We start from the raw sequence: 20,642 nt of genomic DNA, 5'->3' as shown, positions 1-20,642 counted from the left end.
TCATCCGATTTTGGAACTGAAATCCTTTTTAGGGATGGTTAAGGATAGGCATTAGACCTTAATTCTTTTACTCCTTCAGGATTTCCAAGCTCACGTCGAAGTTCCTCACGCTGTGCGTCAGGTAGCCGAGGCTTATCACGTCGACGTCGAGCCTCGCGTACTCGGTGATGTTCTGGGGCGTTATCCCGCCGCTGACCTCTATCCTCACCCTATCGCGGAGACCCTCCCTCCTAAGCGCTTCGACCGTTTCGGCTATCTCCTCCGGTGACATGTTGTCGAGCATTATAACATCGGCCCCGGCTTTGGCCGCTTTGAGCGCGTCCTCCAGCCTTTCAACCTCGACCTCGACGACCTTGTAGACGCTGAACTCCCTCGCGCGCCTTATCGCCTCCTCAAGCGGAACCAGCGCTAAGTGGTTGTCCTTTATTAGAATCGCGTCGCTTAAGCTGAACCTGTGGGGTTCGCCCCCACCGATGAGGATGGCCCTCTTGTCCATCGGCTTCAGCAGGGTTTTCCTCGTTCCGGCGACCCTGACCTTCGGGTTCACGGCCTTGACCTTCTCCACGAGCTTCCTCACTTCCGTGGCTATGCCGCTCATCCTGCCCATGACGTTTAAGGCCGTCCTCTCGACGAGCAGAATCGCCCGGGCATCACCGAGGAGCTCGATGATAACGTCGCCCTCCCTGACCTCATCGCCGTCGCGCTTTTTGACCTCAACCTTAACGCCGAAGTGCTCGAAGAGGGCCTTGGCCTCCCCAACGCCCGCTATGACGCCGCTCTGCTTGGCTATTATAACGGCCCTTGCTTTCGTCCCTTCGGGGATGACCGCCTCGCTCGTGACGTCGCCGAAGGGCGCGTCCTCCTCAACGAAGCGCAGGAGATAGGAAATCCGCGTCATTCTTCCTCACCTCCGAGCAGGAACCTCCAGAGGGGAACGAGCCTTATCTCCTTCCCCCCGGCCTCAACGGTGTCGTCCCTGCCCCAGTTTATTATCCTCAGGTTTTCACAGCCGAGCCTCTCCGAGGCGCTGAGAAGTGCGGAAACCTCCCGTTTAAACGTTTCGGGTTCCTCGATGGAGTAATTGACCTGTATGAGTTCCGAAACACCGTCGCCGTCCTTCACGAGGAAGTCAACCTCCCTGCCGCGTTCGTCCTTGAAGTAGTAGAGCTCCCTTCCCCGCCTCCTGAGCTCAAGGAAAACCGCGTTTTCCATCAGCCTGCCCATGCTAACATCCGAGCGCGGGGAGTAGGCGTTTATCAGGCCGGTATCAACGATGTAGACCTTTGGAAGGCTCTTCTCAACCTCCTTCAGGTTGTGGGAGAACTTCCTGAGCGGGAAGACCACGTAGGCCTCCTCGAAGTGGTCGAAGTAACTGTAGAGGGTGTTCCTGCTGACATCTACCCCCATGTCCTTCATGTACCTCGCGGTTCTGTTCACCGAGAACTCCTTCGCGAAGGACGTTACGAGGAGCTTCAGGAACAGCCTGACGGCTTTGAGGTTCTTTATACCGTGCCTCTCCACGATGTCGCGGTAGAGCATAACGTCCACGTACTCAGAGAGGACCTTCCGTTTCAGGAACTCGTCCTCGATGAGAGCGACCTCGGGAAAACCCCCGAACTTTAGGTACTCCTTTAGAAGGGCTTTAAGGGTCGCTTCTTCCCTTGTGGATGGATGTCTGCCGAACTTGGCCCCCTTGGCCCTCAGGAATTCCCGGAAACTGAAGGGCAGTATCTCGAACGTCAGGGTCCGCCCCCTGAGGGCCGTCGCTATCTCGCTCCCGAGGAGCTTCGAAGAGGACCCTGTCAGGTAAACCCTGAACCCTTCCCTCTCAGCGGCCCGCTTGACGAAGAGCTCCCAGTTTTCAACCTCCTGAACCTCGTCGAGGAACAGGTACTTCTCGTCCGCGTCGGGGAAGAGCTCGTAAAAGAGCTTCACGAGGGTTGAAAGGTCCTCGAGCGTCGGCGGGTATATCCTGTCGTCGTCGAGGGGGAAGAAGAGGGCCGCTTTACCAGCTCTCCTGAGCCTGGAAAATCTCTGGAGAATGTAGAACGTTTTTCCCGCCCTCCTCGGGCCTATTATCGTTACAGCCTTGTTCACAGGGATTTTCTCGGGAACCTCAAGCTCGCGCTCGACGCCCTCAACGTCGATGTTGATGTAGTCCATTAGAATCTGGGATATCGTTTCCTCTCGATTCATGTTAAATGGAGAGGTAAAAATCCTTAAAAAGTTTCCCTCTTCAATTAACAAAAAATCTCGAAATCTTTCCCTCCGAACTTAACTCATCTCCAGCATCCTCTCGATGGCCCTCCTCGCCCTCTCCGCTATCTCCTCCGGCACCTCAACCTCGTACTTCATGTCCCGCAGGGATTCGTATATGTGCTTGAGCGTTATGGCCTTCATTCCAATGCATGTGGCGTCCTCCCTGGCCGGGTGGAACTTAATGTCCGGGTAGAGCTTCCGCAGGCGGTAGACCATCTCGCGCTCCGTGAAGACAACCCACTCGTCCCACTCCCGCGCGCGCCTTATCATCCCGCCGGTCGAGACGATGATGTCCGCCTCCTCCTGAACCTCCGGCTTGCACTCGGGGTGAACCATCAGCCTGGCGTTGGGGTAGAGTTTTCTGGCCCGCTCCACGTCCTCGAGGGTGAACTTCCTGTGCACGTAGCAGTGCCCGTCCTCCGGGACGGGAATTATCCTTTTGCCCGTCCGCTTTGCCACGTAGTGGGCGAGGTTCCTGTCCGGGCCGAAGATGACTACATCCGAGTCGAGCTTTCCCACGATTTCCACCGCGTTTGCCGAGGTAACGGTGACGTCCGCGTGGGCCTTGGCCTCGGCGGTGGTGTTCACGTAGAGAACCACCGGCGCGTTGGGATACCGCCTCTTGGCCTCGAGGATGTGCTCGACCCTCAGCATGTTGGCCATGGCGCAGGTGGCCCGCTTTGTCGGTAGAAGGACGGTCTTGTCCGGGTTGAGGATCTTGGCTGTCTCGGCCATGAAATCGACGCCCGCGAACACTATCACGTCTGCGTCAACGTTCACCGCCTTCCTCGCGAGCTCGAGGCTGTCCCCGAGGAAATCGGCTACGTCCTGAACCTCGGGCAACTGGTAGTTGTGGGCCATGATTATCGCGTTCCTCTCCTCCTTCAGGCGTTCAATCTCCCGTACGAGTTCCCCTTTCTCCATGCTCCCACCTGGGGGATGATACGGTTGGGGGTATAAAAGCTTTCAGAGGTGCGCCGCAACGGGTTTTGATTCGACCTAAAGACCACATACCTCAAGCTTTGCTTGTGATAGGGGAATCCCGTCCGGACTATGGAGAAACCCTGAAAAAGGTTAGTCCGTTCAGACCTTAAGCAATTTTTCAAGTTCCTCCACTGTGACTTCGTGGGTCTTAAGCTCGCGCTCGAGACGTCTCTCGGAAGACCCCTCCTGGTTTCAACTACTACTGGTTCTCCCTAAAGCCCGCACCTCCCCTTGAAAAAGCCCGGCCTCTCAAAGTTCTTCCTCATGAAAGGGAAGTCCTCGCGGTAGTGGGCGCCCCTGCTCTCCTCCCTCGCCAGCGCGCACTCGAGAACCCCCCTCGCGAGCAGTTTAAGCCTTTCGTCCGCCTCTATAGAATCGAGCTTTTCCAGTCCTTCCCTCAGGCTCCCGGCGTTCCTCACGATACCCGCGTGCTCCCAGAGGAGCCCCCTGAGGGAATCGACGTCCCCGAGGGAGTCGAAGCGGTAAGGGACCTCCGGAACCTCGCCCTCTCTGGGCCTGTCGCGCGCTATCGTCCTCGAAACCTCGAGCCCGCTCACGATGCACTCGAGGAGTGAGTTGCTGGCGAGCCTGTTGGCGCCGTGGAAGCCGTTGCTCATGGCCTCTCCGATTGCGTAGAGCCCTTCCACGGGCGTCCTGTACCAGAGGTCGGTCGCTATGCCCCCGATGGTGTAGTGGGCTATTGGAGAGACCGGGATCGGGTCCCTTGCCGGATCGATGCCGTCCCTCCTCAGGAAGGCGTATATCTGCGGGAACCTCCTCTTGAAATCCTCCACCCCCGTAGCGTCGAGGAAAACCTTCCTTCCTGCTATCATCTGGAGGTAGATGGCCCTCGCGACGATGTCCCTCGTGGAGAGCTCGTCCACGAAGCGCTCGCCGTCCGCTAAAAGTCTCGCCCCGGCCCCCCTAACGGCCTCGCTGATTAAAAAAACGCCATTCCTCCCGATGTAGCCCGTCGGATGGAACTGGACGAACTCGAGATCCCTCGCGGGGGCACCCTTCGTTACGGCGTCCCCGATGAGGAGGCCGAGGTTAGCTGGGGAGCCCGCGGTGTATTTGAAGAGACCCGAAAAGCCGCCCGTTGCCACAACAGTTGCGTCGAACCTCAGGAGCTCCCCGTTGAGGAAAACGCCGTAGGCCTTCCCGTCCCTTACGGCGAGCTCCTCCGCGAAGCCATCGACGAAGTGAACGCCCTCTTCCCTCGCGGCCATGTAAAGGACCTTCGTCATGTGCTTCCCGGTCTCGTTCTTTATCGTGAAGACGCGCGGGAAGGAATGGCCGCCCTCCGTCTCGTTCGTCTCGAACTCCAGCCCCAGCGAGGTTAGAAAGCTGTAAACCTCGCTCGCCTTTGAGATGACGCTCCAGACCGCCTCCTCGTCGTTGAGGTACTTTCCGGCCTTCACCGTGTCGAGGAAATGGGCCTTCGGAGAATCGCCTTCGAGAATGGGAAGGGCTATTCCAGCCTGTGCCAGGTAGGAGTTGCTCTCCCTTATCCCCGGCCCGATGACCGTTACGTCGAAGCCAAGCCTCGCGAGGGCCACCGCGGCCGTCAACCCCGCGGCACCGCTTCCGATTATTCCAACCTTCATCCGACCACCCGCGGAGGGTAGGCGGGAGGGCTTAAACGGTTTTTGATGCGGCTCAACGTGAGCGTTAAAAAGCGGGTGAGGAAGTCTCATCCGAAGCCCAAACCCAAAGAGGAGGGAGGTTAGAAAAACTGGAAGAAAGGATTGGGGGAAGGACGAACTCACCTCCCGAGGGGATAGTTCGGGGCCTCGTTGGTGATGGTGATGTCGTGAGGATGGCTCTCCCTGACGCCGGCCTGGGTGATGATGACGAACTCTCCCCTCTCCTTGAGTTCAGCGATGTTCCTGGCCCCCACGTAGCCCATCCCGGACCTTAAACCGCCGACGAGCTGGTAGAGGACCTCGCCGACGCTCCCCCTGTAGGGAACGACGCCCTCGACGCCCTCCGGCACGAACTTTCCGGTCTTCATGTGGCCTTTCTGGTAGTACCTCTCGGCGCCGCCCTTCATCATCGCCCCGAGGGAGCCCATCCCGCGGTAGGTCTTGTAGCGCCTGCCGTTTATGACGACCTCCTTACCCGGCGCCTCCTTCGTCCCCGCCAGGAGGGAACCGAGCATCACCGCGTCCGCTCCTGCCGCTATCGCCTTGACGATGTCCCCGGAGTAGCGGATTCCGCCGTCTGCTATCACGTGGAGCCCGTACTCCCCGGCCCTGTCAGCCACGAGCGCTATCGCGGTGACCTGCGGGACGCCTACTCCTGCAACCACCCTCGTGGTGCATATGCTTCCGGGGCCTATCCCGACCTTCACGGCGTCGGCGAAGGTTAAATCATCGACGGCCTTCGGGTTGGCCACGTTCCCGACTATCAAATCCGCATCCACGGCCTTCCTTATCTCCTTCATGGCCCTTATGGCCTTGAGGTTGTGGGCGTGGGCCGTGTCAACGACGATGACGTCCGCCCCGGCTCTATCGAGGGCCTTCGCCCTCTCGATATCGAAGGGCCCGACGGCGGCGGCAACGATGAGGTCCCCGTTCGCGTCCCTGACCGCGTTCCTGTACTTCTTCCTCCTCGTGAGGTCGCTCATGGTTATTATCCCCACGAGTTTTCCGTCCCCATCGACCACCGGAAGGCGGGACACCCTCCTGCTCACCATCGTCTCGAGGGCCTCCTCGACCGAGACGTTCTCGTCGACGGTTATCACCTCTCCCGTCATGACGTCCCTGACCCTGCTCCCCTCCTTTGCGGCGATGTCCTCCTTCGTGATGATGCCGGCTATCCTTCCGTTCTCATCGACGACCGGAAGGCCGTCCACGTCGTTCCTCTCCATGAGGAAGAGGGCGTAGTCGAGCGTCTCCCCTGGCCCCACGGTGATGACGTCCTCGACTATGAAGCGCTCCGCCCTCTTGACCTTCCTGACCATCTCGACCTGCTCCGCCACGCTCATGTTCCTGTGGATGACGCCGAGGCCGCCCTCGCGGGCCATCGCAACGGCCATCTCCCACTCGGTGACCGTGTCCATCGCCGCGCTGAGAACAGGTACGTTGAGTTTCACGTTCGGCGTTATCCGGGTTGAGACGTCAACCTCCTTGGGCTCGACCTCAGTCGCCTGAGGGATCAGAAGAACGTCGTCGAAGGTGTAGCCCCTGAGGGCATTAACAAGTTTGTGTTCAAATTTTCCCATTTTTGCCTGACCCCCACGTCCTTTTTAACATGAACCTGGCAGGAGTTTTTAAGGGTTTTCACTTGGGAACAACACGTTATCTGATCCGATATGCATCCAGGAATTTGAGCCTTTCCTTCGAGGGCTTTACAAACGTAAACTTTGTAAACAGATGTATATGTTTGAGCACGGGGATACCCGCGAAGAACCTCGCGATAGCCTTATCGTACGCGGCACCCCTGTTACTTACCCTGAGCCTCATTGCCCTGATGATGTGACAGGCAACACTGGATTATGTGGGGTTTTGTTCAAACTTCATTCCCAATTCCTCCATTTTATGACAAACTGACGAAGGAAGGCCCAAAACCCTAAAATAGGGGGTGCCCGCTCCATAAAGCGGTGGTACCCATGGAAGCCGTGGAGATCGTGAACGCAAGGGGGGAGGGCCAAACCCTCCGAGAGGTCTGACTTCGAGGAAGTGCTGTACGAGATCCTGAAGGAAGGTCTGTTCTGGGCGGCTCTTGGAAGGCCGTCGGAGGTCATGCCGTTTTTGAGGGGCAAGCTGTTGAGCAACGGGGTTTCTGGGGGCAGGCGCGAGTACCTCGAGTACCTGCTCGACGACCTCGAGGGGTTCTACGAGCGGGTCTCCTGGGACGGCGAGCTCCAGGAAAGGCACTGGAGAGCTTTGAGGTCCTTCCACAGGGACATGGTTTCGGTGCTCTTCTGAAGGGCTTAGCCTTTTAAGCCCTCTTTTCTATCTCGTTCGGGATGATGAGGGAAGTTTCGTCCGAGCGGTGAGGAAACTCGCATGGGCTGACCTCAGGGGCCGAAGCCCCGTCTAAGGCCTTCCTTGACCTCTTCGATTTTTTCTTTCCTGAGAACGCCGATCCTTTTTCTGACGAGGGATTTCTCAAGGGCAAAAACAACGTACGGCTTTATCAGGCTGGGCCTCAGCGGCTTTGTCCCGGCGTAACGTACAACGTCTTAATCGGGTACCCTGACGTTGTACTCCGGAAACCGCTTCCGAGGTTCGACGTTATCTGGAGCGCCACAACGGCGTTTGAGGTTCTGTTGATCTCGTCGTTTGAAACAATCAGCACGGGGCGGAGTTTTCGGTTCGTCAGGTCCACAAAAGGAAAACCGAGGAGGACTATCTTCCACTGGGGGAGCTCACCCGGTGGAATCATAGGGGACTCCCCCACGTCGTCCCAGTACTCGTCCGCCGCGCTCTCCCAGTCCCTGCGGAGGATTCCCTCAACGGCTTTGAGGTATGGCTTAATCTCGGAATTTTCGGCCGTTCTCGGTCTCTTTCTGAGAAGAAACTCCCTGAGGGCTTCCTTTATTATCTCGCTCCTGTTCGGGTAGATGCCCTGTTCAATGAGACTGTCCATCCTCTCCGCGGACCCCCTGGGTATCCTCGCGGAAACCTTAACCGTCGTCCCCATATGTCCGACAAAATAAAGGGTTTCCCAAGGGTTTAAAAATTCAGTCCGCAGTTCAAGGTGGGAGAGGATGATGGAGAACGAAACGCTAAGGGGATTCATCTCTCACCTCAAGACCCTCGTCGAGATGGAGAGGAAGGCCGAGATAGAGGCGATGAGGGCCGAGATGAGGCGGCTCTCTGGAAGGGAGCGCGAGAAGGTCGGGAGGGCCGTTCTGGGCCTCAACGGGAAGGTGGTCGGCGAGGAGCTCGGCTACTTCCTCGTCCGGTACGGGCGCGAGAGGGAGATAGAGACCGAGATAAGCGTCGGCGACCTCGTCGTGGTGAGCAAAAGAGACCCCCTTAAGAGCGATTTGGTCGGAACCGTGACCGAGAAGGGAAAGCGCTTCCTGACGGTCGCCCTCGAGACGGTCCCGGAGTGGGCGCTGAAGGGGGTTCGGCTTGACCTCTACGCGAACGACATAACCTTTAAGAGGTGGCTCGAGAACCTCGATAACCTGCGCGAGGGCGGGAGGAGAGCCCTCGAGTTCTACCTCGGCCTGAGGGAGCCGGAGGGAAGCGAGGAAGTTCCCTTCGAGCCTTTCGATAGAAGCCTGAACGCGAGCCAGAGGCGGGCCATCTCGAAGGCCCTCGGCAGTCCCGACTTCTTCCTCGTCCACGGCCCCTTCGGAACCGGGAAGACCAGAACACTGGTGGAGCTGATAAGGCAGGAGGTGGAGAGGGGGAATAAGGTCCTCGCAACGGCGGAGAGCAACGTGGCGGTGGACAACCTCGTGGAGAGGCTCGTCGATTCGGGCGTTGGGGTCGTGCGCGTTGGCCACCCGAGTAGGGTCTCGCGGGGCCTTCACGAGACCACCCTGGCGTACCTGATAACCCAGCACGAGCTCTACGGTGAGCTGAGGGAGCTTTACGCCACGGCCCAGAGCCTCAAGGAGAAGCGGGACACCTTCACGAAGCCCGCACCCAGATACCGGCGGGGCCTGAGCGACCGCGAGATACTGCGACTGGCCTCTAAGGGAGTTGGAACGAGAGGGGTTCCCGCCCGCCTGATAAGGGAGATGGCCGAGTGGATTAAGCTAAACGAGGGGGTAAGAAAGGCCTTCGACGACGCGATGAAGCTCGAGGAGAGGATAGCGAGGGAGATAATTGGGGAGGCCGACGTCGTCCTGACCACCAACTCCTCGGCGGCCCTCGACGTCGTAGACTACGCCGATTACGACGTGGCGGTAATCGACGAGGCGACGCAGGCGACCATCCCGAGCGTTTTAATCCCGATAAACCGGGCCAAGCGCTTCGTTCTCGGCGGCGACCACAGGCAGCTGCCCCCGACGATACTGAGCGAGAAGGCGAGGGAGCTGAGTAAAACACTCTTCGAGGGCCTCATCGAACGCCATCCCGGAAAGAGCGAGATGCTCGAGATCCAGTACAGGATGAACGAGAGGCTCATGGAGTTCCCGAGTAAGGAGTTCTACGGCGGAAGGGTGAGGGCCGACGGGAGCGTTAGGGGAATAACCCTCGCCGACCTCGGGGTTGAGGAACCCCCGGAAGGCCCGTCCAGTGAGGTTCTGAAACCCGATAACGTCCTCGTCTTCGTGGACACCTCGAGGAGGGACGACCGCTTCGAGAGGCGGCGCTACGGGAGCGAGAGCAGGGAGAACCCGCTGGAGGCCAAACTCGTGGAGGAAATCGTCAACGGACTGCTGGGGCTCGGCGTCGACCCGGGATGGATCGGGGTCATCACGCCCTACGACGACCAGCGCGAGCTGATACGCTCGCTCCTGCCAGAGGAGGTCGAGGTGAAGACCGTCGACGGCTACCAGGGGAGGGAAAAGGAGGTGATCGTTCTGTCCCTCGTCCGCTCCAACGGGAAGGGCGAGCTCGGCTTCCTGAAGGACCTGAGGCGGTTGAACGTCTCGCTGACGAGGGCCAAACGGAAGCTCATAGTTGTGGGCGACTCATCGACGCTTGTCGCCCATCCGACCTATAAGCGGCTGGTGGAGTTCGTGCGTGAGAAAGAGGTTATCGTCGATGCCGGCGAACTGGGGGTGTGAGGGTGTTCCTCTACACCGAGAACTTCGACGGGCAGAAGGCGAGGGCCATGGCGGGTCTGAGAAAGGCCCTGTCCGAGAAGAAGGTGGACGAGGACGTTATCCCGCTCCTGGAGAGGATAAACTCGCTCGATAACTACTTCACGACCTCCTCCTGCTCCGGCAGGGTATCGGTGATGGAGATGCCCTACTTCGGCGACAAGGTCAACTCCGTCTGGCTGGGCAAGTGGCACCGCGAGGTCTCCGTCGACGAGGTGCTCGAGGCCATCGGGAAACATCGGAAAGGCCAGCTCTGGTTCCTGGTGAGGAGCCCCATCCTGCACGTCGCGGCGAGGAGCGTGGAGGATGCCGTTGGACTCCTGAACCTCGCGGTGGGCCTCGGCTTCAAGTACTCGAACATAAAGAGCGTGAGTCACAGAAAGCTCCTCGTCGAGATACGCTCCACAGAGAGGATGGACGTCCCGCTCGGTGAGGACGGGGAGCTCTGGGTCGATGGGGAATACATCGAGAGGATCGTCGGAATCGCCAACGCCCAGCTGAGGCGCTTCAAGGGAAAGCTGAAAAGATTGGAAGATGAGGTCGGGGCGAAACTAAAATAGAAACGCTAAAACTGCTCATACCTCCAGCGGGAGCCTCACGTAGTCGAGAACGCTCCCTCGGCTCTTCCTTATCTCAACGTGCTCCACGAGCTCCCTGAACTCCCCACCGGCGAGGCCGTCCGCTATTATCGCGCTCCCCTGCGCGGCCTCCTTCGCCTTTCCCTCGAGGCCCCTCTGCTTCACGACGGGAAGGCCAAAACGCTCCTCGAAGAGGTCCTCCACGTCCTTCCGGAGGGCATCTATGCGCATCAGCCTGCCGGAGAGGATTATCTCCTTGGCGTTACCAACGACGGCCAGCTCGCTCGCGACGGCCTTTAAAAAGCCGTCCTTCATGGCCTCCCAGGCCTTTGCGAACGGTTCCTCGTCGAGCCTCTCCGCGAACTCCTCCGGCGGGAGTATCCCGTTGGCGGCTATCACAGTGGCCCCACCCCAGAAGAGGTGCCACTTCTTGAGCTTTCCCATCAGGTAGGCGACCTCCCCGTCGAGGGCACCGCCGTTCACGTAGGCCGGGCCCGGGAAGATGGTTCCGCCTATGCCGTCGACGATTTTTCCGCCCTTCACCGCCCCGGCGTAGTTGTAGCCGAAGCCCACCTCGAGGAGGACGAAGGAAACCTCCCCGTACCCGATTCCGAGCCTCTTCGCCTGGTCGTAGATGCCGAGAACGGTTATGGCCATCTTGTCTGCCGTCCCCATGTCAACCCTGTTGTATTTCCTCCACTCCGGCACCGTCGGGAGGTGGATGACACCGGGAATGAACCAGACGTTCATGCCCCTCTCGGCCATCTCGCTTACCATCCTCTGCAACCCTATGAGGACGGGGATCTCCTTCAGCTCCTCCTCCCTGACGAGGGTCATCTCGAAGCGGTCCCGCTCGGTTAACTCGCTTATGTGCTTCAGCGGCACCCCGTAGCCGGAGGGCCCGATCACGAGGTCGGCGTTGAAGTCCGCGATGGCCTTCACGATCCTCTCGGGTGCCTCCGCGACCACCTCGCTCGGGAATGTGAGGTCGAGCTTTATCCCCCCATCCTCGAGTCCTATAACGTCGAAGCTCTTCGTTCCGGGATCGACTCCCACCACCCTCATGGAGAACACCTCGGTATCTGTCCCGGAATGAGAACGGGAGTTCTTTAAAAAAGGTTGCCCAGAAGCGCGCCGGAAAATCGACAAAACCGGAGAGAAGGGAAAGAAGTTAAGGTTCAAAGCCCTCAGTCGAGGTCGCTTCCGAAGTTCTCGTTCTCGCCAGCGCCGCCTTCCTTCTCCTTCTCGAGTTTGCTGGCGGCTATGACGTCGTCGATGCGGAGTATCATTATCGCGGCTTCGCTCGCGCTCTTGATGGCCTGCTTCGTAACCCTGACCGGGGCGATGACGCCGCGCTCCATCATGTCGGCCGGCTCGCCCTCGAAGACGTCGACACCGATGGTGGCTCCCTTCTCCTTGTGGGCGGCGATGACCTTAACGAGGGTCTGGTGACGATCTTGGCACCGGTGGCCTTGGCGAGCTTCTCCATGTCGCTCTTCTTAACGCGCCTGACGGCCATTATGCCGTACTTGGCGAGGTAGTGCTGGGCGAGGTCGTCGATTCCCTTCTGAACGAAGACGACGTTCGCGCCGACCTCCTTGATCTTGTCGACCATCTCGCGGAGCATCCTCTCCTCCTGCTCGAGGAAGGCCTGGAGCTGGTCAGGGCTGGTGATCCTTATCTCGGCGTCGGTCTCGGTCTCCTTGACCTCGAGGGCCTCGTTTATGAGTGCTATCTTCGCGTTCTCAACCCTCTTGGGCATTCCGGGGTGGACGACTTCCTTGTCGATGACGACGCCGCGGATGAGCTCGGTGTCCCTGACGCTACCGCCCTCCTTCTTCTCGAACTTGATGTTGTCGAGGTCGACCTTGTAGGTGCCGTCAACCTTCTCGGCCACCTGCCTGACCGCCTCAACGGCGATGCCGGCGAGGTACTCGCGCTCCTCCTCAGCGGCCTTTCCGGTGATGGCGGTGACGGCGGCCTTCTTCAGCGTCTCGACGTCCTCAACGTCGACATCCCTGGCTATCTCGTCGAGTATTTCCTGGGCTTTTTCGGCGGCCATTGTGTAACCCTTAACTATGATGCTCGGGTGAATGTTCTGGTCGAGCAACTCCTCAGCCTTCCTGAGGAGCTCTCCAGCGATAACCACAGCCGTGGTGGTACCGTCACCGGCCTCCTTGTCCTGAGTCTTCGCAACCTCAACCATCATCTTCGCGGCCGGGTGCTGGATGTCCATCTCGTCGAGTATGGTCGCACCGTCGTTGGTGATGACTATGTCTCCGAGGCTGTCGACGAGCATTTTGTCCATTCCCTTGGGGCCGAGGGTGGTTCTGACGGTCTCGGCTATTATTCTTGCGGCCAAAATGTTGAGCCTCTGCGCGTCCCTTCCAACGTACCTCTGAGTCCCTTCGGGCAGAATAACAACCGGCTGTCCGGCGAGCTGGGCCATCTCCCCCCACCTCCGAGTATCCACATCTGTTGCACACAGTTATGGCTGGGGTGTAGCTCCAGTAAACGAGCTCCGTTCTCATGAGTCTCTTTGTGAGCTTTGCGAGGGCTTCCGGGTCGGGTTCCTCCCCGAGGGCGAGCTGGGCCATCTCCCCCCACCTCCCGTCGTTTTTGTTTTTATGAGTGGAGAGGTTTTAGTTACAATCCGTGTTTTCGGTTTAGTGTTCCTTTGGGCTATTTATAAATTTTTCGGTCCCATACCTTTTTAACCCGTCTCCCCAACGGGGGTCGGTGGTGAAGATGACCGACGTTAAAGCCGAGTGGGAGAAGGCTCTGAGCGAGAAGGACTGCGAAAGGCTCCTGGAGCTGTTTGACGATTACATAGAGGGCATCGAAGACGAGGAAAAGCTGAGGGGTGAGCTGAAGAGACTTGGGGAGGTCGTCCCGGACTGCGATGACCCCTACGACCTCGCCCACGAGATAGCCCACGTTTACGCCCACCTGGACGATTTGGAGGAAGGCATTGGCCTTTACAAACGGATACTCGAGCGTAAAAAGGACGATCCGGAGGAGCACGCGACCGCCCTCTACTACCTGGCCGATGCCTACGAGCACTTCGGCATGCCCGAGAAGGCGATAGAGACCTACGAGGACCTCCTCAAGCTTGAGGAGGAAGTTCTGAAGAACGAGAGGGAGATAGCATTGACCCTCGCGAACCTTGCGGTAAACTACGATGAGATCGGTGAGACGGAGAAGGCGATAGAGCTCATGGAGAAGGCCGGGGAGATCTTCGAGAGGCTCGGGGACGATAAGAACCGCCTCATAAGCCTCCTTGACCTGGCCCACTTTAAGTACGAGCTCGGGGACTACGACGCGGCCGGGAAGCTCATCGGGGAGGTCCTCAGGAACCCGAGGGACGACGAGATAGAGGTCAACGCGAAGCTCGTGGAGGCGGAGATATCCGCGGGTAAAGAGGACTACGGAAAGGCGTTCAGGGCCATGCGGGACGCCCTGCTGAAGGCGATAAACGTGAACGACGAGATTTTTGACCTCGTGTTCGAAACGCTCGTTGACTTCATAGAGGGACTCTTCAACGAAGGGGCCTACGAAACCGTGGCAGGGAACGTGGAGACCCTTGCGGAGCTCTTCGAGGACGATACTGCCTACTTCTTCAGGGCGATTGGAGAGCTGGCGCGCTGGAAGGGCGGGGATGAGGAAGCGAAGAAGCGCTTCGAAGAGCTCTACTCCAGGGTGGAGAACGAGGACCTCCGCTCGACCCTCGACGAGTGGAAGAGGCCGAAGCTGAGCCTTGAGCTGGGGCTTTGAGTCCATATCCTCTTCTGCCCTTTTATCGTGTGAGCCTTTAGGAGCATTGCAATGAAACTATGAAGCCGCGTTCGGGGGCATATAGAGAAAAGGGACGAGGATTCAGATCCTCGAAACGGTCTCAACTTCCGCGCTCTCGACGTTCTCAACTTCCCTGAAGAGCTCGGCGACCTCGTCGTAGGAGTAGCCCTCTTCGTCCCTTCCGAGGACGTAGAACTTGAGGGCGACGAGACCGAAGGCTATGGGCTCGCGCTCGACCTTGGCGAGGCCGAACTTCTCGGGTATAACCGCCTTGAGTTTCTCCTCGAGCTCGTCGAGGTTCACGTCCGGATCGGTCGGCATGACCTTTATAACGCCAACGAGGTTGAAATCCGCCATTTTTTATCACCTCTTCAGTTCACGGCCCCTCCCAGCCGCACTTGGGGCACTTGTAGGGGACGCTCAAAACCCTGCAGGACTCGCAGCGCCAGATTATCGCCTCGCCACAGTTCGGGCAGACGAAGTGAGTGGCGTGCTCCCTTGGGGTTATCTCCTTTCCACATGACGTGCATACGGGTACCTCGAACTTGGGTTCCACTGCGAACACCTCCGAGAAAGGTGGTTTTTAATCACTGGTGGGCATTGGACGGGCCATTTATAAATCTTTCCCCGCGGGGCTTTTGGGAAATGCAATAACAAACTAAACGTTGATCCACGCTAAAACATCGAACTTTAAAACCGCACGCAAATTTTTCCGTCAACGCTTTTCAAAAGGGTTGTAATCAGCCTTTTACGAAAAGACTGGCGAAAAAAGCCCTTTCTCATAAAAGGCTGGGATGAGAGCGTGCACTCTAAAAGTTGGAGAATCAAAGAGGGATTAGCATTAAGACCAATCCCTGAACAGGTTTCACTTTTTATTCTGGCGTTCTCCGAACGCCTTGTGGGAGTGAAACCATACAAAACGGGCCGATTAAAAGCAATCCAACTTGATAGCTGGCGTCTCTGAGAAGCACCTGAACTTCCGCCAGCGCTTGCGAAGCAAGGGCTGAAGGCTGGCGAAAAAAATCGTGATTCCTTTTAACTGCCCTCCCGTGAGTGTTTGCACCCTCAAACGGCCATTGAACTCCGAATTCGAGATTAAAAGGGCAAATTCAAGGGGTTTAGGATTCTCCCGCGCTCCGAAGGAGCGCCATCCAAAAGCAAACCCGCCACCAGTAACACGTTAACGGCGAATTCCAAACTCAAAAACTTCTTTACAATGCAAACACATCACAACCATCCTAAAAGGAGCCACGCCTATTTCCGCCAGCGCTTTGCGGAGCAAAGGGCTGAAGGATGTTCGAACAAGGATGAGAAGGGCGCTTTACGAAACAAGAACCTGTTCCGGGGGTGTGGGGGCGGAGCCCCCTTGTCTTTCGTTATGGCGGGCCGGACGGGATTCGAACCCGCGGCCACGGGGTTAAAAGCCCCGCGCTCTAACCAGGCTGAGCTACCGGCCCATGTCACATGGGGATTCCGGAGGGATTTTATAAGCTTTACCCTAATCCCTAACCGCGGGTTGCGAAAACTACTTAAACATTTTTGGGTAGCCTAATAAGGTGAGACCGTTGAATGTAAGCAAGAGGGAAGAGGAGTACCTCGAGGCCATGTACATCCTCCACAAGAACAAGGGGGTTATCCGAGTTAAGGACATTGCCAGGATGATGAGGGTAAAACCCCCGAGCGTTGTGGACGCACTGAAAAAGCTCAGCGAGAAGGGGCTCATCGAGTACGAGAAGTACGACAGGATCCTTCTCACGAACGAGGGCCGGCGTATAGCCGAGGACACCTACTCAAAGCACCTTCTCCTCACTCAGTTCTTCACGGACATACTCGGTATTCCGCGGGAGACGGCTGAGAGGGACGCCTGCCAGTTCGAGCACTACGTCAGCGGGATAACCGTCAAAAGGATAAGGGAGTTCGCGCAGTTCATCCAGGAGGAGTGCCCCTACGTGCTCAAGCAGTTCCTCAAGGAGAAGCTGGTCGAGAAAGAAGAACCTGAGTGATTCCTCCGCCTGTTACATCTTTTTACCAGCCGTCAAAGGAGCCCTCAAAGAATTTAAAAATCGGGCTCAAAAGAGCCCGCTGAGGTAGGCGAAGTAGGCCACGAATATGGCCGCGAGGACGTACATCAGCGGGTGAACCTCTTTTCCACGGCCGCTGAAGAGCTTGAGCAGGGTGTAGCTGATGAAGCCCGCGCCGATGCCATCCGCTATCGAGTAGGTGTAGGGTATCGTCACGAGCACGAGGAAGGCTGGAATGGCCTCGGTGTGGTCGCTGAAGTCGATCTCCCTGACCGCGCTCAGCATGTAGTAACCCACTACCACGAGGGCCGGGGCGGTGGCGAAGGCCGGTATCGCCTGGGCGAGAGGCGCTATAAAGAGGCCCACGCCGAGGAAGAGCAGGCCAGTGACGAGCGCAGTCATCCCGGTTCTTCCGCCCTCCTCTATGCCTGCGGCGCTCTCTATGTAGGTCGTAACGGTCGAGGTTCCGAGGATCGCGCCGACGGTCGTGCCTATAGCGTCGGTTAGGAGCACCTTCTCGGCATCCGGAACCTTCCCGTCCCTCGTCAGAAAGCCGGCCTTTGCGCTCAGCCCGGTGACCGTTCCGAGGGTGTCGAAGAAGTCCACCATGAAGAAGGCGAAGACAACCCCTATCGCCCCTACGTTGAGGAGTCCCTTCAGGTCCATCTTCATGAAGGTGTAGCTCAAATTCGGTGTCGAGAGCAGGTGCTCCGGCCACGGGGCGGCGCCGGTTATCCAGCCGAGCACGGCGGTGGTAAGGATGGATACAAGCAGGGCCCCCTTGATGCGGAGGGATATCAAGACTGCCGCCAGGAACAGCCCGAAGAAGAAAAGGATTATCTCCTTGCTCGCCAGCGCGGTGCCGTTGAGGCCCGTGAACTGGAGAACCCCCGTTTCCGTGACCTTGGCCGTTAACAGGCCGACGTCGTTGAGCCCTATGAAGGTCAGGAAGAGGCCTATCCCCGCGCCCACCGCGTACTTCTGACTTAGCGGTATCGCGTGTATTATCGCGCTCCTCACCTTCGTAACGCTCAGGACGATGAAGATCAGGCCCTCAACGAAGACCGCCGCGAGGGCCACGCGCCAGTCGTAGCCCATGCCGAGTACCACGTTGTAGGCGAAGTAGGCGTTCAGCCCCATCCCTGGGGCGAGGGCGAAGGGCTTCTTGGCGTAGAGCCCCATGAGGAGAGTCGCGAAGCCCGCGGCCAGGGCCGTGACGGCAACGAGCGAGTTGAAGGCCTCCTTCCCCATGGCATCGCTGAGTATCGCGGGGTTCACGAAGAGGATGTAGGCCATCGTCATGAAGGTCGTTACCCCCGCGAGCACCTCGGTCCTCATATCCGTGCCGTACCTCTCAAACTCGAAGTAGTCCTCGAACCATCCCATGAGCCTCACCCCTTTGATTAACTGATTTTTGCTAATAACTTGGTTTTTTAAAGGTTTTTTTGATGGAAAAATGTTAAAACAGAGTTGAATCAAATCGGGTTGATTGGGTCCTCTGAGGGCACAGGGTGGATTGAAAAAACTAAATCCATCGAATGGATTTAACGACCTGGAAAACGGGCATCGGGCATAACGCGGGCCCGGAAGGAGGAAAACCGTCACTCCAGCACAGAGAAGCCCCTCACCTCAACGTCCACCCTCCCCGGGAGGTTCTCGACGTCGAAGGGTAGCTCGTTGAGAAAGCGCTCCGCTAAGATAACCTCCCCATCTATTCCGAGTTTCAACCTAATCCTGCCGGGCAGGAGTTCATAATCGAGAACCTCCGCGCTATCGCCCGGTTTTACGTGGACGCTCTCCGGTCGGAAGAAGACCCTGACCTTCCCCTCCCTCCCGACGTCGAAGCACAGTTTCCCGATGCGGGCCCTCCCGTTCTCCGCCTTGAGCTCCAGTATGTTGCTTAAACCCAGGAAGCGCGCCACGAACTCCGTCCTCGGATGGTAGTAGAGTTCCAGCGGCTTCCCGACTTGCTCCACCCTGCCGACGTTCATCACGGCTATCCTGTCGCTTATGGCCATGGCCTCCTCCTGGTCGTGGGTGACGTATATAGTCGTTATCCCGAGCTCGCGCTGTATCCTCCTTATCTCCCCCCTGAGCCGTTCCCGTATCTTTGCATCCAGGTTGCTCAGTGGCTCGTCGAGGAGGAGGAGGTCGGGCTCGACCACGAGGGCCCTCGCGAGGGCCACGCGCTGCTGCTGGCCGCCGCTCAGCTGTTCCGGATAGCGGTTCTCGAGGCCCTCCAGCCCGACGAGCTTGAGCGCCCGTCCCACCTTCCGCTTGATTTCTTCCTTCGGAAGCCCCTTCATCTCGAGGCCGAAGGCGACGTTCCTGAACACCGTCATGTGGGGGAACAGCGCGTAGTCCTGGAAGACTATGCCGATTCCGCGCTCGTAGGGGGCCAGGTCGTTTACGGGCCTCCCATCGAAGAGCACCTCCCCCCCGTCCGGTTTCTCGAATCCCGCGATTATCCTCAGCGTTGTCGTCTTTCCACATCCACTCGGCCCGAGGAGCGTGAGAAACTCGCCGTCCTTCACCCTCAGCTCATCTATCCTGAGCCGAAATTCATCCCATCCCTTCACGATGCCCCTCAGTTCCACGTTCACCATACTTCCTCACCGGCCTTCTCGATTATCAGGAAGGAGAGGGTTGAGAGCACCATCAGGAGAACCGCCAGGGCCGATGCGGGACCGAACTGCCTCGCCCCAAGGAACTTGTAAACCGCGACGGTCATGGTGGTGTACTCGGGTCTGGCCAGCATATATGTGGCCCCGAGCTCGGCTATGCTGATGGCGAAGGCGAAGATGGCCCCGACGATGACCCCGCCGACCGCCAGCGGGAGCTCGACCCTGAGGAACGCCCTCCACTCCCTCGCCCCCAAACTTAGGGCGGCCTCCCAGAGGTTGGGCCTTATCTTCTTCAGGGACGTCGAAACGGCCCTCAGGACGAAGGGGTAGGCTATGACGGTGTGCGCCGCGATCACTATCCAGACAGTGTAGTAGAGGCGCGTGGTGTGGAAGACCCTTATGTAGCCGAGGCCGAGGGTCACGGGCGAGCTCGCCAGGGGGAGCATGACGAGGACGTCGAAGAGCCTCCTCCCGCGGAAGTTCCAGCGATGGAGCGCGTAGGCTACCGGGAGCGCCACGAGAACCGAGAGGAAAACGGTCGCCAGCCCGAAGGTCAGGGAGTTTCTGATAACGTCGAGCGTTGTAGCCCCGAACATCGGGTTATAGCCCGAGGAGAACAGCCGCCTGTAGTTCTCAAGGCTCCATGAATCGTTGAAGCGCAGGGAATCGTAGAGGACGGCCAAAAGCGGCGACACTATGAAGACGAAGACGATGAGGGTGTAAACCGCGACGAAAAGCCCTTTGAGGCTCAACCAGTCACCCCTCGTGAAGCGAACCGGCTTCCTGAGTATCCTCTGCTCCTCGCGCCTGGCGTAGGCATCGAGGGCCTTAAGGTAGAGGTACATGAAGGCCATGCTCAGGGCTATCTGAATGATGGCCATGGCGGCACCCGTTCTGAAGTCCAGCAGAACCATTATCGAGGTGAAGATGTCCACCTCCATCGTGGCGTAGCGGTAGCCGCCGATTATGAGCGGGATCGAGAAGCTGAGGAAGCAGAAGACGAAGGTGAGCATCGCCGAGGCGAAGATAGCGGGAGAGATCATCGGCAGGGTAACCCTCCAGAATAGCCTCCACCCCCTCGCCCCCAGCGCCATGGCGGCCTCCTCGTAGTGCGGGTTTATCCTCTCCCAGAGAGCCGAGACCATGCGTACGACTATCGGGAAGTTGTAGAAGGCGTGGGCGAGGAGTATGCCCTTCCAGGAGTACAGGATCCCGGGGTCCCTTCCGAGAAGCCCCGTTACGAGCCCGCTCTTCCCGAAGAGGAGTATGAAACCCAGGGCCACCATCACGCTGGGCACGACGAAGGGAACCGTCAGGATGGCCTTCACCGTGTCCTTCCCCGGGAAGTTGTACTTCGCGAATATGTAAGCCCCGGGAAGGCCGAGGGCCAGCGTTAGGAGAGTCGAGGCTATGGCTTGGCCTATCGTGAAGAGGATCACCCGCCGGTGGTAGTCGTTCGAGAGGACGGAAGTGACGTGCCCGAGCGTGAAGCCGTTCTCCCAGAGCCCGGTTTTAAGAATGCTGACTAAGGGAACGTAGAAGAAGACCACCAGGAACGCCAGCGGGATCAGCAGGAGGAGTTTCGGGAGCCTCGAGCCCATGGTGATAACTCGGTTTTTGCCCTTTATAAGGGTTGATTGGCAAGGTC

Annotated in this window: 17 protein-coding genes, 1 tRNA gene and 2 pseudogenes; 5 read left to right on the top strand and 15 right to left on the bottom strand. The window is 58.4% G+C overall.

Annotated features, from left to right (window positions below):
* Positions 1-67: 67 nt before the first annotated feature.
* The 5 genes from nadC to guaB form a co-directional block, all read right to left on the bottom strand.
* Entirely contained in the window at positions 68-898 is an 831-nt protein-coding gene (gene nadC / locus A3L02_RS01350; protein ID WP_088862272.1) for a carboxylating nicotinate-nucleotide diphosphorylase, read from the bottom strand.
* Entirely contained in the window at positions 895-2,196 is a 1,302-nt protein-coding gene (locus tag A3L02_RS01345) for an ATP-binding protein (RefSeq protein ID WP_088862271.1), read from the bottom strand. Before A3L02_RS01345 ends, nadC begins: the two co-directional genes overlap by 4 nt.
* Positions 2,197-2,274: 78 nt before the next feature.
* Positions 2,275-3,183 (bottom strand): quinolinate synthase NadA, encoded by a 909-nt coding sequence (gene nadA, locus A3L02_RS01340; RefSeq protein ID WP_088862270.1) that lies wholly within the window; start codon positions 3,181-3,183, stop codon positions 2,275-2,277.
* Between the two features lie 272 nt (positions 3,184-3,455).
* The gene (locus tag A3L02_RS01335; protein WP_088862269.1) at positions 3,456-4,850 is read right to left on the bottom strand and encodes an L-aspartate oxidase; all 1,395 of its coding nucleotides are present in this window, start codon (positions 4,848-4,850) and stop codon (positions 3,456-3,458) included.
* 158 nt (positions 4,851-5,008) lie between these two features.
* Positions 5,009-6,469, bottom strand: a complete 1,461-nt coding sequence (gene guaB / locus A3L02_RS01330) for an IMP dehydrogenase (RefSeq protein WP_088862268.1) — start codon at positions 6,467-6,469, stop codon at positions 5,009-5,011.
* A 457-nt stretch (positions 6,470-6,926) separates the two neighbouring features.
* Here guaB and A3L02_RS01325 point away from each other — a divergent pair, with 457 nt between their 5' ends.
* The gene (locus tag A3L02_RS01325) at positions 6,927-7,175 is read left to right on the top strand and encodes a hypothetical protein (protein ID WP_237268612.1); all 249 of its coding nucleotides are present in this window, start codon (positions 6,927-6,929) and stop codon (positions 7,173-7,175) included.
* Between the two features lie 223 nt (positions 7,176-7,398).
* Here A3L02_RS01325 and A3L02_RS10290 read toward each other — a convergent pair whose 3' ends face one another.
* Positions 7,399-7,893: a type II toxin-antitoxin system PemK/MazF family toxin gene (locus A3L02_RS10290; RefSeq protein WP_204247204.1), complete on the bottom strand. Its 495-nt coding sequence runs from the start codon at positions 7,891-7,893 to the stop codon at positions 7,399-7,401.
* Positions 7,894-7,960: 67 nt separating this feature from the next.
* Between A3L02_RS10290 and A3L02_RS01310 the strand changes: the two genes are divergently transcribed.
* Positions 7,961-9,940: an IGHMBP2 family helicase gene (locus A3L02_RS01310; RefSeq protein ID WP_088862267.1), complete on the top strand. Its 1,980-nt coding sequence runs from the start codon at positions 7,961-7,963 to the stop codon at positions 9,938-9,940.
* Positions 9,941-9,942: 2 nt separating this feature from the next.
* Entirely contained in the window at positions 9,943-10,536 is a 594-nt protein-coding gene (gene taw3 / locus A3L02_RS01305; RefSeq protein ID WP_088862266.1) for a tRNA(Phe) 7-((3-amino-3-carboxypropyl)-4-demethylwyosine(37)-N(4))-methyltransferase Taw3, read from the top strand.
* A 15-nt stretch (positions 10,537-10,551) separates the two neighbouring features.
* Here the strand turns inward: taw3 and A3L02_RS01300 are convergent, their stop codons facing one another.
* The 3 genes and pseudogenes from A3L02_RS01300 to nrdD all read right to left on the bottom strand — a co-directional run.
* Entirely contained in the window at positions 10,552-11,619 is a 1,068-nt protein-coding gene (locus tag A3L02_RS01300) for a DUF1464 family protein (protein ID WP_088862265.1), read from the bottom strand.
* A gap of 122 nt (positions 11,620-11,741) precedes the next feature.
* Positions 11,742-13,003, bottom strand: a pseudogene (gene thsB, locus A3L02_RS01295) (thermosome subunit beta).
* A gap of 4 nt (positions 13,004-13,007) precedes the next feature.
* Positions 13,008-13,142 (bottom strand): annotated as a pseudogene (nrdD, locus tag A3L02_RS10135) (anaerobic ribonucleoside-triphosphate reductase); the annotation flags it as partial.
* A gap of 160 nt (positions 13,143-13,302) precedes the next feature.
* Here nrdD and A3L02_RS01290 point away from each other — a divergent pair.
* A complete protein-coding gene (locus A3L02_RS01290; RefSeq protein WP_088862264.1) occupies positions 13,303-14,328 on the top strand; it encodes a tetratricopeptide repeat protein in 1,026 nt (341 codons plus the stop codon).
* 102 nt (positions 14,329-14,430) lie between these two features.
* Here A3L02_RS01290 and A3L02_RS01285 read toward each other — a convergent pair whose 3' ends face one another.
* The 3 genes from A3L02_RS01285 to A3L02_RS01275 all read right to left on the bottom strand — a co-directional run bounded on the left by A3L02_RS01285 (position 14,431) and on the right by A3L02_RS01275 (position 15,806).
* Positions 14,431-14,706, bottom strand: a complete 276-nt coding sequence (locus A3L02_RS01285) for an elongation factor 1-beta (protein WP_088862263.1) — start codon at positions 14,704-14,706, stop codon at positions 14,431-14,433.
* A gap of 19 nt (positions 14,707-14,725) precedes the next feature.
* A complete protein-coding gene (locus tag A3L02_RS01280) occupies positions 14,726-14,905 on the bottom strand; it encodes a zinc finger domain-containing protein (RefSeq protein ID WP_088862262.1) in 180 nt (59 codons plus the stop codon).
* 823 nt (positions 14,906-15,728) lie between these two features.
* Positions 15,729-15,806 (bottom strand) — tRNA-Lys (locus A3L02_RS01275).
* Positions 15,807-15,914: 108 nt separating this feature from the next.
* Between A3L02_RS01275 and A3L02_RS01270 the strand changes: the two genes are divergently transcribed.
* Positions 15,915-16,352: a metal-dependent transcriptional regulator gene (locus A3L02_RS01270; RefSeq protein ID WP_088862261.1), complete on the top strand. Its 438-nt coding sequence runs from the start codon at positions 15,915-15,917 to the stop codon at positions 16,350-16,352.
* A 66-nt stretch (positions 16,353-16,418) separates the two neighbouring features.
* On the opposite strand, the gene A3L02_RS01265 is transcribed toward A3L02_RS01270, so the two are convergent.
* The 3 genes from A3L02_RS01265 to A3L02_RS01255 form a co-directional block, all read right to left on the bottom strand.
* Positions 16,419-17,756 carry an NCS2 family permease gene (locus tag A3L02_RS01265; RefSeq protein WP_088862260.1) on the bottom strand — a complete coding sequence of 446 codons (1,338 nt, stop codon included), beginning with the start codon at positions 17,754-17,756 and terminating at the stop codon, positions 16,419-16,421.
* A gap of 215 nt (positions 17,757-17,971) precedes the next feature.
* A complete protein-coding gene (locus tag A3L02_RS01260; protein ID WP_088862259.1) occupies positions 17,972-18,976 on the bottom strand; it encodes an ABC transporter ATP-binding protein in 1,005 nt (334 codons plus the stop codon).
* A complete protein-coding gene (locus A3L02_RS01255) occupies positions 18,970-20,595 on the bottom strand; it encodes an ABC transporter permease (RefSeq protein ID WP_088862258.1) in 1,626 nt (541 codons plus the stop codon). The genes A3L02_RS01260 and A3L02_RS01255 overlap by 7 nt, the downstream gene beginning before the upstream one ends.
* Between the last annotated feature and the right edge of the window lie 47 nt (positions 20,596-20,642).

Source organism: Thermococcus celer Vu 13 = JCM 8558, assembly GCF_002214365.1.
GTDB classification, from domain to species: domain Archaea; phylum Methanobacteriota_B; class Thermococci; order Thermococcales; family Thermococcaceae; genus Thermococcus; species Thermococcus celer.
This window is presented reverse-complemented; position numbering and strand designations above follow the sequence as displayed.

What these genes read in the sequence shown, in the direction of transcription:
- nadC (WP_088862272.1), bottom strand. Translation starts at nt 898, where the DNA reads ATGACGCGGATTTCCTATCTCCTGCGCTTCGTTGAGGAGGACGCGCCC.
- A3L02_RS01345 (WP_088862271.1), bottom strand. Translation starts at nt 2,196, where the DNA reads ATGAATCGAGAGGAAACGATATCCCAGATTCTAATGGACTACATCAAC.
- nadA (WP_088862270.1), bottom strand. Translation starts at nt 3,183, where the DNA reads ATGGAGAAAGGGGAACTCGTACGGGAGATTGAACGCCTGAAGGAGGAG.
- A3L02_RS01335 (WP_088862269.1), bottom strand. Translation starts at nt 4,850, where the DNA reads ATGAAGGTTGGAATAATCGGAAGCGGTGCCGCGGGGTTGACGGCCGCG.
- guaB (WP_088862268.1), bottom strand. Translation starts at nt 6,469, where the DNA reads ATGGGAAAATTTGAACACAAACTTGTTAATGCCCTCAGGGGCTACACC.
- A3L02_RS10290 (WP_204247204.1), bottom strand. Translation starts at nt 7,893, where the DNA reads ATGGGGACGACGGTTAAGGTTTCCGCGAGGATACCCAGGGGGTCCGCG.
- A3L02_RS01310 (WP_088862267.1), top strand. Translation starts at nt 7,961, where the DNA reads ATGATGGAGAACGAAACGCTAAGGGGATTCATCTCTCACCTCAAGACC.
- A3L02_RS01300 (WP_088862265.1), bottom strand. Translation starts at nt 11,619, where the DNA reads ATGAGGGTGGTGGGAGTCGATCCCGGAACGAAGAGCTTCGACGTTATA.
- A3L02_RS01290 (WP_088862264.1), top strand. Translation starts at nt 13,303, where the DNA reads ATGACCGACGTTAAAGCCGAGTGGGAGAAGGCTCTGAGCGAGAAGGAC.
- A3L02_RS01285 (WP_088862263.1), bottom strand. Translation starts at nt 14,706, where the DNA reads ATGGCGGATTTCAACCTCGTTGGCGTTATAAAGGTCATGCCGACCGAT.
- A3L02_RS01265 (WP_088862260.1), bottom strand. Translation starts at nt 17,756, where the DNA reads ATGGGATGGTTCGAGGACTACTTCGAGTTTGAGAGGTACGGCACGGAT.
- A3L02_RS01260 (WP_088862259.1), bottom strand. Translation starts at nt 18,976, where the DNA reads ATGGTGAACGTGGAACTGAGGGGCATCGTGAAGGGATGGGATGAATTT.
- A3L02_RS01255 (WP_088862258.1), bottom strand. Translation starts at nt 20,595, where the DNA reads ATGGGCTCGAGGCTCCCGAAACTCCTCCTGCTGATCCCGCTGGCGTTC.